The organism is Arenibacterium halophilum (assembly GCF_005938225.1).
Classification (GTDB): domain Bacteria; phylum Pseudomonadota; class Alphaproteobacteria; order Rhodobacterales; family Rhodobacteraceae; genus Arenibacterium; species Arenibacterium halophilum.
Map to the genome: position 1 here is coordinate 692,010 of NZ_VCPC01000002.1, position 14,327 is coordinate 706,336.

Here is a 14,327-nt window from a genome sequence, read left to right on the forward strand (position 1 = left end):
ATCTGCTGCGCGCGGCGTGGGAATACGCGCCGCAGCGCCGCACGTTTGCTTGAGCCATTTTTTCGAGCGAGTAGGTGCAGTCTTTCGCAGTCACGGCGAAATTCAGTAAGAAAGATCGGCTTTGACCGCAATTCTGCCGTCTCTTCAAAGTGCCGCACAGCGGCCCGTTGAACAACACCTTTGCTGCCGCTGCGCGACCAAACGCCTCGAAGCCGTCCGTGGCGCAGAATATTCCGGCATTGCGCGCGTTTAGGCGCTATGCCGATGTATGCGCCCATGAAACAAAGCGCTCCACTTCGGCTAGGCGCGGATGTTCGCCGCGGGTCACGGCCCAAAAGGTTCTGCCGGGCAAATCCGTGCCCGACAGGCGTATCAGGTGCCCGGCTGCGACAGCGGCGCCAGCCAGCACGCTGGACGCCAATACCACGCCCTGACCTGCAAGCGCGGAGTCGATGGCATTGATTTCCTCGGAAAAGTGCTGGGCGATCTCTGGCGCCGCATGCCCAAGACCGGCTGCGTGAGACCAGCGCTGCCAGCTGGGCGACGTTTCCGCGCCACAATTCCAGCGGTACTGGATCAGCGGCAGGCGCAAGACACCGGCGTCATCGTTGATCGGAGTCCGGCGCAGCAATTCCGGAGCGCAGAGCGGGATCAGTCGGTCTTCGAACAGCGGGAGCCAGTGACCTTCGGGCTGCGACCGGACCGCATAGCGTATGGCAAAGTCGATATCACTGCCCGACAGGTCTACTGGCAGATTGTCGGCCTCGACTTTCAGGTTCAGCCCGGTCTGACTGCGCAATGCGGGCAGACGCCGCATGAGCCAGAGGCTGGCGAAGGCCACCGTAACGGAAACCGTCAGCGGACGGTCCGTATCCGGCTGCGAAATCCCTGCGATGGCACTGCTCATGCGGTCGAAACTATCACGCAGCACCGGGTACAATGCCGCGCCTTCCGCTGACAGGCGGATTGGGCGCGGATAGCGGTGGAAGAGTTTCACCTGCAGGATCTCCTCCAAGTGTCGGATCTGGTGGCTTATCGCGGTTGGCGTCAGGTGAAGTTCGGCCGCAGCTCGGGCAAAATGCAGATGCCGGGCGGCGGCTTCAAAAGCGCGTAGTGCGTGGAGCGGAGGCAGGCGCCGCATCGGTTCAATCCCTTTCGTTCGGCGTGGTGCCAGGGTGAATTTCTCTCATCCTGGACATGAAAAATTCGCCTTCGCCAGAGGATTGGCCGCTTGGTACGCACAGTGCGCAGCGCATAAACTCAGGAGATTGCCCATGCCCACTCTGTTGCGAATTGATGCAAGCGCCCAGCTTGAAGAACGTTCTCTTACACGTCATCTGACCGGGTTGTTCACGCAAAACTTTCTGGCTCACGCGCCGGGTACGAAGGTGATCATCCGAGATGTCGGCCTGAACCCGATTCCCGCGATCGACCATAAATTCATCCATGCCGCCTTTACCCCGCCCGACGCACGTGAGCCTTGGATGAACGAGCGTCTGGCGCTTTCCGACGCGTTGATCGATGAGGTGATCGCGGCGGATATCGTCGTCCTGGGGGCGCCGATGTACAATTACGGAATGCCGAGCGCCCTGAAAGGTTGGATCGACCACATCGCGCGGATCGGCCGGACCTTTTCCTTTGACCTTGCCCGCGGCGACACGCCGATCGAGCCGATCCTTTCGGGAAAGCGGCTGGTGGTGCTGTCTTCGCGTGGTGAATTTGGCTTTGCTCCCGGTGGCGTGCGGGCCCATCTCAACGCGCTTGACCCGGCTCTGGCGGCTTGTGCACATTACTTCGGCGTAGCGCAGGCGGATATCGAAACGATCGCCATCGAGTATCAGGAATTCAAAGACGCGCGTCACGAGGCGTCGGTTAAATCGGCAGAGGCCCGCGCCGCTAGCCTGGCCGTGAAACTGGCGGGTGGAGCAGCGCAAGCGGCCTGAAACAAACCTTTGAAACGATACTGCAAGGCGGCGCGGACCGAAATTCGCGCCGCTATTTTTTTGTGCCGTCAGGTTCACTCGGGGTCTCGGTGTAGCATGACTTCCAGCGCTTGCGGCCGCGCATCTGTGCCATTGATCGGCAACAGGTCCATCGGGCAGCAGGAGATAACCACCACAGCATCCATTTCAGCGCGGAACAGCACATGATCCCCTTTTGTCGAGACAGGGGGCCGCCACTCCATCGCGCCACCTTCGACGACAGGCGTGTTCATCCAGAGATTCAGCGGGCAAGGCACTGATGTTGGACGTACACCGATTGCCCCCAGCGCCATGCGCAGGTTGTCGGTGCAATTGTCGTGATAACCGTGATGTCCAAGCTGGGCATACCGGTGAATATCGCAGGACGCGACAAGCGTGTCATGAACGCCGGGCGAGCTGTCTTCAACCAGTGTCAGGATAGGGCGCCGCCGGTTGGTCACCAGCGCGTCGCCGGGGCGGGGCGACACGCGCCGCAGCGTCGGGCGCAGATGTTCCATCGACAGATATTCGTTGCAGTCGCCTTCTGCAAAAGCCCAGAAATCGCCAATCTGGCTGCCGTGGCAGTTGATAACCGAAAGCAGCTCCCGCTTTTTCAGGCGCATCGCCCGGCCCTGACGGGCGGGAATTGTGTAGGTCGTATCCGGGCTGATGCGGCCATGCTCTGCAAGAGTCTGATATGCGCTTGGGTTTTTACCGTCGGGCCGTGCGGCATCAAAGGGAGTCTTGAGGGTATCCATCTGTGTTTCTCCATCAGGACGGAATGTGTGTAGGGCGAAGCGGGGCTTGTTCGGCCCTTGGACCGGTTGGCCGATCATGTCAGAGGCTCAGATCTGGCACGCTTAGTGACGCCCTTGATTGCGACAATAGCCTTCCAGGAGACAGTTCTCCCATCCAATGGGGGCATTCTTTCGGTGCGACTATCGCTGTGACGCGCTTGCGCGCGGGCCGTTAACAGGGGCGGGGAAGCCTCCGATTGCCGTGCCGCTCGTTTCAGAGCATTCATGGTATTGTCGAGAACGGATTTCACGCAGCCCTCACCTTAGTACCCGGCAAGGACTGTCGCGCACGGTCCAGAAGGAAACCGTCGTCAGAGTGCCAGGACGCATAGACCCGGGCGCCGATGCTTGCGTCCAGCTGCTCCAGATCTCGCTGCTGAAGCTGCGCAACAAGGCTGTGGCCAGATGCGGTTTCCAGGTGCAAATTCACCACGGCTCCGGCAAACTCCTCTGATACCAACGTACAGGCGATTTCGTTTTCACCCCAGCCCGGCGTAATCGTCACAGAGATCCTGTCAGCCCGTACAGCCAGGACTGCGGCTGCGCCTTCGGCCAATCCGCAGCTGTGGGATAGCCGGACTTTGCCGTCGCGTGTGTTCAGGAAGCGTTTGCTGTCCTCCCGGCCCAAAACCTTGCCTTCCAGCAGGCTGATCCCACCGACAAACTGCGCCACAAATTTGCTGCGGGGCCGCAGGAATATGTCCTGCGGGCTGCCTATCTGCTCCACTTTTCCCAGGTTCATGATGACAACCCGATCGGCGAGCGAAAAGGCCTCTGAATGGCTATGGGTGACATAGACAAACGTGATGCCAAGCTCGCGTTGGAGTTTTTTCAGTTCGCCCTGCATCTTGATTGCCATATGGGCGTCCAGTGCCGAAAGCGGCTCGTCCAAGAGCAGCACTTTGGGTTCCAGCACCAGGCTGCGGGCAAGGGCAACGCGCTGGCGCTGACCGCCTGACAGACGCGCGACATTGCGGTCTGCGTAGGTGGATATCCCCAATCGCTCAAGCCAGTCGTCGGCGCGGCGGCGACGTTCTGCCCTGGCAACGCCACGCATCTGCAGACCGAACTCGACGTTTTCACGCACGGTCATGAAGGGGAACAGCGCCAGGCTTTGCCAAACCATGGGGGTTTCCCGCTCCCAGACCGGCAGCTGATCGATGCGTTTGCCCGCAAGGGTGATTTCACCGCGGTCTGCGGTTTCAAGTCCGGCCAGCATACGCAGGCTTGTGGTCTTGCCACAGCCGGACGGCCCCATGATTGCGATGAACTCTCCTTCGCAAATATCCAGCGAAAACTCTTCCACGGCGATGAAGTTGCCATAGGACTTGGCAAGCCCGTCAAGTTTCAGATGCGTGTTGGTCATGATGTCTCCTCCTTGGACATGGCGCCGCCGCTCTGGCGCAGGACCACGGCAAGCGCGATCAGAACCAGCGTCAGTGTGACGGTAAAACTCAATGTGCCGATGACGTGGATGGTCGGGTCGACCTGCCCCTGAAGCGTGGTCAGAACCGCAACGGGAATGGTCTGGTTCAATCCGCCGGTGAACCAAGAGATCACATATTCGTCGAATGACACGGCAAAGGTGATCAAGAAGGCCGCGAGGATGGCGGGAACCGTATGCGGCAACACGATACGGCCAAGCGCGGAATGCGGCGGCGCACCAAGGTTCTGGGCTGCGGTTTCCAGCGTCCGATCCAGTTGCGCCAGCCGCAGACGGCAGACCGCCATCGCAAAGGGCGCGGCGATGACAACATGCGCGGCAACGACTGCCGCAAGCGTGCCGGCAATTCCAATGCGGGAGAAAAAGGCCAGCATCGCCAGACCCAGGATAACCAGCGGCACCGTCGGCGGAAGCAAAGCCAGCGCCAGCACGGCTTTCTGCCCAAAGAACCTGAAACGGTAGTCCGCATAGGCTGCGGCAAATCCCAGGGCTGTGGCAATCAGGGCGGTGAATCCGGCAACCGTCAGGCTGTTCCAGAGGGCCTCCAACATGGCCCGGTCGGTCAGGACCTGCGCATACCATTGGGTGCTGAACCCGGACATGCTGAGGCTTGGGAAGCGGTCCGCGCTGAAGGAAAACAGGACCGCCGACAGGATCGGTGCGTAGAGCAGGATGAAAACCAACGCGAGTCCGGCAACCCAGAAGGCTATTGGCAAAGCGTGTTTCAGATGTGGTGGCATGTCTTATCCTTTCTCGCGGTAGGCCCAGAGGACGGTGACGAAGGCGGTGACCAGAAGGCTGGCGATCATCAAGAGCGACACCACGGCGGCGCGCGGCCATTGCTGACCGGCCCGAACAAGGTCAGTCACGAGGATCGGCAGGGTTTGGAAGGCACCGCCACCCAGATAGGAGGCGCTGACAAACTCGGCATAGGACAACAGGAACGCAAACAGCAGCCCCAGAGTCAGCCCCGGTCGGGCCGCGGGCAGGATAACGCGGAACAGGATCGCCCGGGGACGTGCGCCCAGGTTGGCAGCGGCCGAAATTCCGGTCCGGTCCACATTGGCGAGGGCGATGGTCTGCAGGATCAGAACCACCGGCAGCGCGAGCGTTGCATGGCCAAGAAACAGAGCGAAATAGGTGTTGAGCAGGCTGTCCCCCTTGCCACCGAACGCCTGAACGATGGAGGAGATCACACCGCCTTCAGTCAGGAAGACCTGCCAGGAGTAGATGCGGACGAGATAGCTTGTGAAAAACGGCGCAATCGCAAGGCCCAGCAGGATCAGCCGTTGGCGCGGGGCTGCGACAAAGGCCATCGCGTAGGAGGCCGGAAAGGCCAGAAGCGAAATCACGACCGCGCTCGCCATCGACAGCCCATAGCTGCGCCAGAAACTGGCCCAGAGGAAATCAAGGCCCAGAACATGACGCCAGGCCGCCAGCGTGGCGTCCGGCGTCAGACGATAGTTCACCACGGACCAGAATGAAATCGCCACCAGCAAGCCAAGCGGCACTGCGAAGAAAAGCAGCAGCCAGACGGGCATCGGAAGGATCCAGAGCGCCGGCCAGGTACGGCGAAAAAGGAAGGGCAGTCGGCGCCCCGAAGTGCGGGCCGGTAAAGCAGGGGAGTTCATGTCGATATCTCCGATAGGGCTGCGGCCCCGACGATTGTGCCGGGGCCGGACCGGACATCAGGCGTTTTTGTAACGCGTCCAGGCGTCGTTCCAGATTTCCAGCGATTGCTGTACCGGAAGCTCTCGCAGCCGGATGCGCCCGGCGCGGATCTCGTCGAGTGCGTTGGGTCCGTTCAGTGCCATGTTCTGGCGCCGCGCCTCTCCCGGCAGTTCATCATTCAGCTTCGCCCAGCCTGCCCGCGTCGGGATCATCGCCGGATACGCCTTGAGCGTCGCGGTTTTCACCTGTCCTTCTGGCGACAGCATGTACTGAATGAATGATCGGGCCAGATCCTGGTTTCCTGACCGCGCGCCGATTGATAGCGACTCGGTCCATTGCAGGCCGCCTTCCTCGGGGATGGTCGTCGTGACATCCGCACCATCGCGGGCAAGCACGCCGGTGATCCAGTCGCCGATGCCGGGAATAGCGGAAACCTCGCCAGAACGCAGCGCTGACAGCATCCCGCCGTAATCGTAGAAGCCGCGCACCTGGGGCCGGAGCGACATCATCGTTCCGGTCAAATCCGCCCAGTGCGCCTCGTCAAGGTCAAAAGGCGACGGATTGCCATTGAGGAGGCTCAAGGTGCCCAGATTGGGCAGATGCCAGTCGAAATGGCCAATGCGTCCCTGATGCCGAGGCTCCCACATGGTGCGATAGCTGCGGGCCTCCGCTTCACTCATCGCTGTGCGGTTATGGGACAGCCCGAGAAAACCGAACCGCAGGAAAACCGCATAGGGCTGACCGTCGAACCAGTGGCCGCGAAAATTCTGAAACTCCGGAAAAAAGTCGTCGAACGGGTAGTCCTCGGGCGCCAACGGTTCAATGAATCCAGCTTGCTGCAATTGCACGACGTATTCTGCGTCTGACAGGATCAAATCGTAGGTTCCGGCCGGGGACTGTGCCATTTGCGCGAGCATCTGGTCGCCGCCCACATATTCCTTGGCGCGGATGCGAACGTTGTGCGTCTCCTCGAACGCGCCAATCACGTCGGGGTCGGCATGGCCTGCCCAGGTGAGTATCGACAGGTCGCGGCGGCCCTGTGCGCGCAGGATGGCCGGGGTGGCGATCGAGGCTGCGACCGCAAGCCCCCCCTTGATCAACCGCCGCCGGGTGGTGATACTGTTGTGTGTCATTTTTAACCTCCCTTTTCATTTCACAAGCTTCAGAAAGAGAAGGCCAAAAAACAAATGACCATTCGTCAGGCCGTGCTGAGATTTTTTTGCGCAATTGGCTTTTGCCATGCGTAAACTTCCGCCGTTAAACGCAATTCGAGCCTTCGAAGCGGTCGCCAGAAGGCTCAGTTTTGCCGAGGCCGCGGAAGAGCTGAGCGTCACTGCCACCGCCATCAGCCACCAGATCAGACATTTGGAGGCCTACCTTGGATTCCAGGTGGTCGAACGCCGCCCCCGTCAGATCGCCCTTACACCCGCGGGGCAGGAGTTGTTCCCCAAGCTGCAGTCGGCGTTTGATATTCTGGGCGAGGCCTTTGCAATGCTCGACAAGGACGTCGAGCAATCGCTGGTTCGGGTCACGACAACATATGCCTTTGCGGAGCGCTGGCTGGTTCCACGCCTGCCGGACTTTTTCGACAAACATGGCGAGATCAGGGTTGAGGTCGAGACCAGTGACAACCTTCTGGACTTGCGGGCAGACCGGTTGGACCTGACGATCCGATATGGCCCCCAGAGCTCTGCGACTGAAGATGCGGAGGTTTTGTTCTCGGATCGCTATGTCCCCGTCAGTCTGGCTGACCGCCCGGAAACCGGCTTGCAGGACGACCGGCTTCTGGGCTTCCGCTGGCGTAACCCGGACATGGGCGGCCCGACCTGGGAAGAATGGTTCAAGGAAGCCGGGGAACCGTTCCCGTCGGGCCGCATTACCCGTTTCAGCGATGAATGTGCGGCTTTTAATGCGCTGGATCAGGGACTGGGACTGCTTTTGTCCAGCAGTGCGCTGGTCGATCAGGGTCTGCAGTCAGGCCGCTACCGACAAATCCCTGGCCCTGAGTTGCGCGGATTTGTCTATTACCTTGTGCTCAATCCGCTGTCGCGCAACAAGCACGGGGTCAAAGTTTTCGCCGATTGGGTTAGGCGCGCCGCCACACATCAATGAGCCCGACCACCTCTGCATCGACAGCGTTCATTATTCCGCGTTCTACATTTAGCTGAGTATAAACCACAGGCACAAAGCGCGCTATCGGACCGGGTAGCAAACAGCTCACGCATCTCAATGATGCTTTGATCCACATGCCACGACACCGATCATTCAATTTGGAAATGCTTTCGCGGATTAAAGCAATGTCTGCCTAGTGTCGAACGATTGACTCCATCATCGTTGGCGTCTGTATTGCGGTGGCCTTGAAATACGCTTTTACCGGTATGAAACCTCTGTAGCGTGAGTTTCTTGGCCGGGTTCCATCCGGTCGGAACATGAATTCCAAGGCTTTTTACCAACGCGCGACCATTCGGAAACCACGCAGCGCTGCAAGCCGCCGAGCTGGCATTTGTCTCTACGCGGGAAAAGGTACTTCCGGCAGCATCAGGGATACGTTGGGTTACCAATCCAATGCATCGGCGTAGGCGTCGCGCGGCAATGCGTGCCGGGCGTACCAAACATCCTCGGGGTAGATGTCTAGGATGCGTTCGGCTTGCTCGTACTCTGCGGCCCGGGCCGGCGACCAATCAATCCCGGCCTTGCCGGTCAGCAATATTGCCTCGCCACTGGTGAAATCCGGAATGAACAGCCCGGCTCGGCCGCTAACCTCGATATTGCCAAGCGTGTTGTAGAACCGGTTACCGGCATAATCCGGGAAGGAAAGGGAGCCGCCCGCATTCTGGCGAAGGACGCCAGGCCGCCCTCCGCGGTGGGAAACATCCGCACCATCTTTCGCGTAAGTCGCGATGAAGAATGTGTCCGCTGAAGAGATGATCCGCCGGGCAGCCGCATCGCCGAGTGCAACCCGAACACCTTCGGCGGGCGGCAATGGCCCGGCAGTCAGGTCGAGATCGCGCGTTCGGATGTATTTCGGGCAGTTGCCAAAGCTCTGTTCGACGTCGATCGACAGAACGTCCACTGCTGCGGCAGTGACAACGCCATTCATCCGGTTGCGCCGCCGCGTCGCGAAGTCCAGCCCAAGCACTGCCGCCTTGCTGCCCGCCCGCAGATCCAGGCCGAGCGGTTCGGCCAGCACCGGGCGGGTGCGCATCGTCAGCCGGGTGGACGTCGCCTGCGCCTGCGTTGGCAGTGGGCAAATCGTGGCCCAGGGCCGGCCCTGCATATCCCGCAGGCCTGCAAACAGGAGAGGCAGACTTTCGAAGAAGGCTTGATGCTGCGCCGGCAAACTCGCCTGGATGGCGCGGGCGGCGCGTAGCCGCCATTCTGCTGGCACACCGGCGCGGTCCTGCACCGTGCGTTCACCGGCGTGAAAGACATGATCGGGCCGGGCCATAGGATTGTTCTTCATGGGTCAAAGACCAAGCTCGGACAGGCCCGGGTGATCGTCAGGTCGGCGGCCAAGCGGCCAGCGAAGTTTCCGCTCGTCCTCGCGGATCGGGAGTTCGTTGATGCTGGCATGGCGATGCGCCATCAAACCGTCCTCGGCGAATTCCCAGTTCTCGTTGCCATAGGCTCGAAACCATTGCCCGCTGTCATCGCGGTATTCATACGCATAGCGCACGGCGATGCGGTTGCCCGCATAGGCCCAGAGTTCCTTGATCAGGCGATACTCCATTTCACGAGCCCATTTGCGGGTCAGAAAGGCCTCAATCTCGGCGCGGCCCACCGGGAATTCGGCGCGGTTGCGCCAGCGGCTGCCGGGCGTATAGGCCAGCGCAACCTGGGCCGGATCGCGGGAATTCCAGCCGTCCTCGGCCAGACGGATCTTTTCCTTCGCGCTGTCTTTGGTAAACGGGGGAAGCGGGGGGCGGCTCATCGGCATGACCTTTCCTGTTTGGGGCATTGGTGGAGGAGGCAGGCGGCCAGAAAAAACCCGGCCGCCGCCAGGGTCAGGCTGCGATCTCGGCCGCATCGATCGCGGGGAAATCGATCTCGGTCTGGGCGAGTTCGTTCAGGTAGTTGGTCCAGATGTTCAGGGCGACATGCTGCACGATCTCGATGATTTGGCCGTCGTCATAGCCTGCATCGCGGATTTCATTCAGATCACTGGCAGCAACGCGGCCACGCGCGTTGAGAACCTTGACTGCGAACCGCACCGCAGCATCAGCCTTGACATCGTTCGACCGGCCAGCACGGTTGGCCGCGATTTCGGCGGCGTCGAGCTTGGCGAGGTTTTTGCCAAGATAGGTGTGGGCCGAGAGGCAGTAGTTGCACCCGTTCGCTTGCGCCACGGCCAAGGCTATGCGTTCGCGGGTGGCAGCCGGCAGGCGGCCTTTGCCAAGGGCGCCGAAAATGCCGAGATACCCTTCCAGCGCAGCCGGGCTGACACTGGCCAGGCGGAACAAATTCGGGACAGACCCCAACTGCTTCTCGACGGCTTGCAACAGCGGCTGCGATGCTCCGGGCGCGGCTGCAATGCTGGATGGATAGGTGATGCGGGACATGGGAGAACTCCTTTGTTTGCTGAGTGAGGCAGACTTAGGGGCTTCCATGAAACGGGTGTAGATTGTAATTTCGGAACATACATTCTCAAAATTTGGAAGCAGTATGACCGACCGGCTTGAGACAATGTCGATTTTCGTGCGCGTCGTGGACGAAGGGAGCCTGACAGCCGGCGCCCGTGCTTTGGCGATGCCGATGGCCACCGTCAGCCGCCGGATTTCCGAGCTCGAGGACAAGCTCGGGGCTGAGTTGTTGCTTCGGTCTCCCCGGGGGCTGACGCTCACGGATACCGGCCAGACCTATGTCGCGGACTGCCGCAGGATTCTCGAAGAGGTTGCAGAGGCAGAGCGCAATGCCAGTGGTGAATTTACGGCCCCGCGGGGTACACTGACCATGACCGCGCCCATCGTCTTTGGCCGGTTGCACGTGCTGCCCGTGGTGAGCGCCTTCCTGAGGACTTTCCCGGATATCGACATACGGCTGGAACTGACGGACCGTTCTGTCAACCTGCACGAGGAACACCTTGATTTGGCGGTGCGTATCGGCCCGCTTTTGGACAGTATGTTCATTGCCCGTAAAGTGGGCGAGGTGCGCCGCATCATTTGCGCCAGTCCCTCTTATCTGGAGAAACACGAAACTCCCAAGACTCCCGGCGACTTGGCTCAGCTGGACGCCATTACCTTTCAGCGCCTCATGTCGCCGCAGAACTGGCGGTCCGGAACCGAGCCGCCGCAGAAAGCCATACCAATGCGTTCGCGGCTGATCGTGAATACTGCCGAAGCGGCGATTGACGCTGCCATTGACGGGCTGGGCGTCACGCGGGTCCTGTCCTACCAGGCCGCTCAGGCGATCAAGGCCGGGAGGCTCGTGCCGCTTCTGCAGGATTTCGAACCGGCCCCCTGGCCGGTCCACCTCCTCTACGAGCCCCGCGCCCTGATCCCGCAGAAACTCCGCGCGTTCCTCGATTTTGCCGCGCCAAGAATTGCAACTGGCATGGCCTGACCCTCTCGCACAGGCGGTCGCTGCGATGGCATGGCGGGTCGCTTAAAAGTCGTTGCGAAGGTCTGCTTCCAAGGCGTCGCGGACGATTTCTGTCGATCGCGGCGAATTCACACGCTGCCGCTGGTCCTTCCGGTGTCTAGGCAGATGCAGGAACGCCCGCTTCAGTCGGTCACTCGTGGCTCAGAGCGACTTGCTGAAGGCTTCCTGCTTGCTTTCCGGCCGGGAAATCTTCACATGAGCTCAGCTAACGTTTTTCTGCGACCCTCGGCCTCCGTTCTCCCGGCTTCAGTCGATCAATCAGTCTGACATTGCCGGGCTGCCGCATCCTGCGGGCAGCACCCAGAGCAGGAGATCACGGATATGGCCAATGGCACCGTGAAATGCTTCACCACAAAGAAAGGTTTTGGCTCTATCGAGCCAGAGAACGGCGGTCGGGACGTCTTTGCCAACATCTCGGTCGTTAACCGGGCGGGCCTGACCGGCCTCGCAGATGCTCAGAAGGTCACTTTCAAAATTGAAGAAGGCCGCAACAACACAGAGAGCGCGACCAATCTCATACTCGGCTGAGCCACACCTCCTCGCGTGCCCTGAGGGGCCCCCGGCGACGGAATCCCCAAGACTTTCAGAAGTTTGGCCGATGGACCCAGATCCAATCAAAGCGCCTGATACTGCACAGTCGTGGACGCGACGCCTCGCGGCTTATCGCACGCCGATCCCGTCGCGCAGTCGTTTTGAACTGGCGGTCACGGCACTCCCTTTTGCGATAATCTTTGCCTTGTCATGGTGGTCTTTGGCGATCAGCCCGTGGCTTTCTGTCGGTTTGTCGCTTATCAACGCAGCTTTCGTGATCCGGCTCTTTGTCATACAGCATGACTGCGGCCACGGTGCATTTTTCGCGTCCCGGTTCTGGAACGGTTGGTGCGGGCGGATCATTGGCGTGCTGACGCTTACGCCGTACGGTATGTGGAAACAGAACCATGCGCTTCACCACGCGACGACCGGCAACCTTGACCAACGCGGCACCGGGGATATCCCGACTCTGACGATCGAGGAATATCGCGCCAAGCCGCTGATCGCGCGGATCGGATACCGGCTGCTGCGGAACCCGGTCATCCTCTTCGGTGTGATTGCGGCCTTTAATTTCCTGATCTGGAACCGTGTGCCGCCCAACCCCCTGAACGCGCGGCGGGGCGAGTGGAAAAGCGCCCTGGGTAACGATGCGGCGGTCATCGTTCTTCTTGGGCTGCTTTACAGTCTGGGCGGTGTTCCGGTGCTGATATGCGTCTACCTGCCGATGATGGTGCTCGCGTCAATCGTCGGCACCTGGCTATTCTACGTCCAGCATCAGTTCGAAGAAACTTCCTGGGACCAGGACACCGACTGGACCGTTCAGGACGCGGCGTTTCACGGGTCGTCCTTTTACGTGCTGCCGCCGGTCCTGACCTGGATTACGGCGAACATCGGGGCGCACCATATCCATCACCTGGCCAGTCGCATCCCCTTTTACCGGCTTCCCGAAGTTCTTCGGGACCACGGAGAACTCAACCAGATTGGACGCATCACGATCCGCGAAAGTCTTGGCTGCGCGAGGCTCGCGCTATGGGACGAGTCTGAACGCCGACTCGTGTCCTTCAGGGATGCCCGCAAGGTGTTGACAGAACCGCACCCCAACCCGGCCCGTTGATGTACTTCGACGGTAGCCCAAAGGTGATCGGGCTGGGTGCCAATAGCGAAGGTTTGGTTGTCGGGGGCCGTCTGCAACTCGCTGCGGTGCCGGATGAACACGATAAGCGCATCGTTGCACACTGCACCGCAAGGCCGAACAGTGAAATGCGCTTTTGAAGAGCTATCTACAAATAAAATCCGGGACCGCTTGATCGCCAGTAGGACCGGCATAGCCCCAACTGAGAGGTCGAACTCAATATGTGCCGCGTCTTTGCCTACATCGGGCAGGAAATACCGTTGTCGAGCCTTCTTCTGGAGCCGGAGAACAGTCTGATCAATCAGAGCCTGGATCCGGAGTTGCATCCGAACCTCCAGCTGGCGGGCTGGGGCTTTGGAGCCTGGAGCGAGCACCTTCTGAAGCCAGAAGAACCGCTGCTTTATCACAGGCCCAAGGCGGCGTTTTATGACGACAATGCCAAGGGCATCCTTCCGAGCTTGCAGGCCAGCACCTTGCTGGCGCATGTGCGGGCGTCGGGGTACGATGCTGGCGTCGTCCAGGCGGACGAGAACTGTCACCCGTTTTCCTTTGACGAAACCCCCTGGATCATAGCCCAGAACGGCGCCTTGCCGAACTGGAGAGTGTTGCAGAGGGAATTGCTGGTATATTGCGAAGATCGCTATCTCAAGCAGATGCGCGGCACGACGGATACGGAATTCCTGTACGTTTTGCTTTTGTCGCTGCTCGATGGAGATAGCGATGACGACGTGAAGCAGGGGTTCGAAAAACTGCTCAAGGTTATTGTCGAGGCAATGAAAAAGCTTGATCTGGCGGCGCTGACAAAGCTGAAAGTTGCACTGGTCAGTCCCGATCGGATCATCGGCGTCAATTATGGCTGCGGCCACAAAGGCGATACGGATGTGACCGGCGACTGGAAGAAACTTCGGGAGGAGGATTTGCCTCTCTCGATGTTGCTGGAGCCCATGTATCTGCTCCTCGGCAAGAACTTCCAGAATTACGAAAATTCATACGAGGTTGACGCCTGTCCGGCAGACGAAGCGACATCCGCCATTTTTGCGTCCGAGCCTCTTACCGAAGATGGGGACGAATGGATGACGATCGAATTCGGCGAAATCGTCGCGCTTGAGAACAAGGGCGGAGCCATTTCGAAAACGGTAAGCAAGTTGAATGTATGACCGGCGGGTTCCGACACGCCGTTCCCACCGCATGGC

At 60.1% G+C, this 14,327-nt stretch carries 15 protein-coding genes; 6 read left to right on the forward strand and 9 right to left on the reverse strand.

All coding sequences use genetic code 11. The features are described from left to right. Positions 1-256: 256 nt before the first annotated feature. Positions 257-1,141 carry a LysR substrate-binding domain-containing protein gene (locus tag FGK64_RS10070; protein ID WP_138863670.1) on the reverse strand — a complete coding sequence of 295 codons (885 nt, stop codon included), beginning with the start codon at positions 1,139-1,141 and terminating at the stop codon, positions 257-259. Between the two features lie 133 nt (positions 1,142-1,274). Here FGK64_RS10070 and FGK64_RS10075 point away from each other — a divergent pair, with 133 nt between their 5' ends. Then, positions 1,275-1,943, forward strand: coding sequence for an FMN-dependent NADH-azoreductase (locus FGK64_RS10075; protein ID WP_138863671.1), 669 nt, complete (start codon positions 1,275-1,277; stop codon positions 1,941-1,943). A gap of 74 nt (positions 1,944-2,017) precedes the next feature. Here FGK64_RS10075 and FGK64_RS10080 read toward each other — a convergent pair whose 3' ends face one another. The 5 genes from FGK64_RS10080 to FGK64_RS10100 form a co-directional block, all read right to left on the reverse strand. Further along, positions 2,018-2,797 (reverse strand): DUF1989 domain-containing protein, encoded by a 780-nt coding sequence (locus tag FGK64_RS10080; protein WP_342773948.1) that lies wholly within the window; start codon positions 2,795-2,797, stop codon positions 2,018-2,020. Between the two features lie 208 nt (positions 2,798-3,005). Continuing rightward, positions 3,006-4,124: an ABC transporter ATP-binding protein gene (locus tag FGK64_RS10085; protein ID WP_138863672.1), complete on the reverse strand. Its 1,119-nt coding sequence runs from the start codon at positions 4,122-4,124 to the stop codon at positions 3,006-3,008. Then, positions 4,121-4,942: an ABC transporter permease gene (locus FGK64_RS10090; protein ID WP_138863673.1), complete on the reverse strand. Its 822-nt coding sequence runs from the start codon at positions 4,940-4,942 to the stop codon at positions 4,121-4,123. Before FGK64_RS10090 ends, FGK64_RS10085 begins: the two co-directional genes overlap by 4 nt. Positions 4,943-4,945: 3 nt before the next feature. Beyond that, positions 4,946-5,743: an ABC transporter permease gene (locus FGK64_RS10095; protein WP_246057723.1), complete on the reverse strand. Its 798-nt coding sequence runs from the start codon at positions 5,741-5,743 to the stop codon at positions 4,946-4,948. Positions 5,744-5,890: 147 nt separating this feature from the next. Continuing rightward, complete coding sequence (locus FGK64_RS10100; RefSeq protein ID WP_138863675.1) at positions 5,891-7,006, reverse strand: polyamine ABC transporter substrate-binding protein; 1,116 nt, start codon at positions 7,004-7,006, stop codon at positions 5,891-5,893. Positions 7,007-7,112: 106 nt separating this feature from the next. On the opposite strand from FGK64_RS10100, the gene FGK64_RS10105 reads away from it, so the two are divergent. After that, entirely contained in the window at positions 7,113-7,985 is an 873-nt protein-coding gene (locus FGK64_RS10105) for a LysR substrate-binding domain-containing protein (protein ID WP_138863676.1), read from the forward strand. A gap of 442 nt (positions 7,986-8,427) precedes the next feature. On the opposite strand, the gene FGK64_RS10110 is transcribed toward FGK64_RS10105, so the two are convergent. From FGK64_RS10110 to FGK64_RS10120, 3 genes are all read right to left on the reverse strand, one after another. Continuing rightward, positions 8,428-9,321, reverse strand: coding sequence for a pyridoxamine 5'-phosphate oxidase family protein (locus FGK64_RS10110; RefSeq protein WP_138864283.1), 894 nt, complete (start codon positions 9,319-9,321; stop codon positions 8,428-8,430). Between the two features lie 18 nt (positions 9,322-9,339). Beyond that, on the reverse strand, positions 9,340-9,804 hold the full coding sequence (locus FGK64_RS10115; RefSeq protein WP_138863677.1) for a nuclear transport factor 2 family protein: 465 nt from the start codon (positions 9,802-9,804) through the stop codon (positions 9,340-9,342). Positions 9,805-9,877: 73 nt separating this feature from the next. After that, complete coding sequence (locus tag FGK64_RS10120) at positions 9,878-10,432, reverse strand: carboxymuconolactone decarboxylase family protein (protein WP_138863678.1); 555 nt, start codon at positions 10,430-10,432, stop codon at positions 9,878-9,880. Between the two features lie 103 nt (positions 10,433-10,535). Between FGK64_RS10120 and FGK64_RS10125 the strand changes: the two genes are divergently transcribed. The 4 genes from FGK64_RS10125 (at position 10,536) to FGK64_RS10140 (ending at position 14,291) form a co-directional block, all read left to right on the forward strand. Next, entirely contained in the window at positions 10,536-11,432 is an 897-nt protein-coding gene (locus FGK64_RS10125) for a LysR family transcriptional regulator (protein WP_138863679.1), read from the forward strand. Between the two features lie 360 nt (positions 11,433-11,792). Continuing rightward, complete coding sequence (locus tag FGK64_RS10130) at positions 11,793-11,999, forward strand: cold-shock protein (protein WP_138863680.1); 207 nt, start codon at positions 11,793-11,795, stop codon at positions 11,997-11,999. 70 nt (positions 12,000-12,069) lie between these two features. Then, a complete protein-coding gene (locus tag FGK64_RS10135) occupies positions 12,070-13,116 on the forward strand; it encodes a fatty acid desaturase (protein ID WP_138863681.1) in 1,047 nt (348 codons plus the stop codon). A gap of 278 nt (positions 13,117-13,394) precedes the next feature. Beyond that, the gene (locus FGK64_RS10140) at positions 13,395-14,291 is read left to right on the forward strand and encodes a class II glutamine amidotransferase (RefSeq protein WP_246057724.1); all 897 of its coding nucleotides are present in this window, start codon (positions 13,395-13,397) and stop codon (positions 14,289-14,291) included. The last annotated feature ends 36 nt before the right edge of the window (positions 14,292-14,327 follow it).

Coding starts and splice junctions, on each gene's coding strand:
- FGK64_RS10070 (WP_138863670.1), bottom strand. CDS start 1,141: ATGCGGCGCCTGCCTCCGCTCCACGCACTACGCGCTTTTGAAGCCGCC.
- FGK64_RS10075 (WP_138863671.1), top strand. CDS start 1,275: ATGCCCACTCTGTTGCGAATTGATGCAAGCGCCCAGCTTGAAGAACGT.
- FGK64_RS10080 (WP_342773948.1), bottom strand. CDS start 2,797: ATGATCGGCCAACCGGTCCAAGGGCCGAACAAGCCCCGCTTCGCCCTA.
- FGK64_RS10085 (WP_138863672.1), bottom strand. CDS start 4,124: ATGACCAACACGCATCTGAAACTTGACGGGCTTGCCAAGTCCTATGGC.
- FGK64_RS10090 (WP_138863673.1), bottom strand. CDS start 4,942: ATGCCACCACATCTGAAACACGCTTTGCCAATAGCCTTCTGGGTTGCC.
- FGK64_RS10095 (WP_246057723.1), bottom strand. CDS start 5,743: ATGCCCGTCTGGCTGCTGCTTTTCTTCGCAGTGCCGCTTGGCTTGCTG.
- FGK64_RS10100 (WP_138863675.1), bottom strand. CDS start 7,006: ATGACACACAACAGTATCACCACCCGGCGGCGGTTGATCAAGGGGGGG.
- FGK64_RS10105 (WP_138863676.1), top strand. CDS start 7,113: ATGCGTAAACTTCCGCCGTTAAACGCAATTCGAGCCTTCGAAGCGGTC.
- FGK64_RS10110 (WP_138864283.1), bottom strand. CDS start 9,321: ATGGCCCGGCCCGATCATGTCTTTCACGCCGGTGAACGCACGGTGCAG.
- FGK64_RS10115 (WP_138863677.1), bottom strand. CDS start 9,804: ATGAGCCGCCCCCCGCTTCCCCCGTTTACCAAAGACAGCGCGAAGGAA.
- FGK64_RS10120 (WP_138863678.1), bottom strand. CDS start 10,432: ATGTCCCGCATCACCTATCCATCCAGCATTGCAGCCGCGCCCGGAGCA.
- FGK64_RS10125 (WP_138863679.1), top strand. CDS start 10,536: ATGACCGACCGGCTTGAGACAATGTCGATTTTCGTGCGCGTCGTGGAC.
- FGK64_RS10130 (WP_138863680.1), top strand. CDS start 11,793: ATGGCCAATGGCACCGTGAAATGCTTCACCACAAAGAAAGGTTTTGGC.
- FGK64_RS10135 (WP_138863681.1), top strand. CDS start 12,070: ATGGACCCAGATCCAATCAAAGCGCCTGATACTGCACAGTCGTGGACG.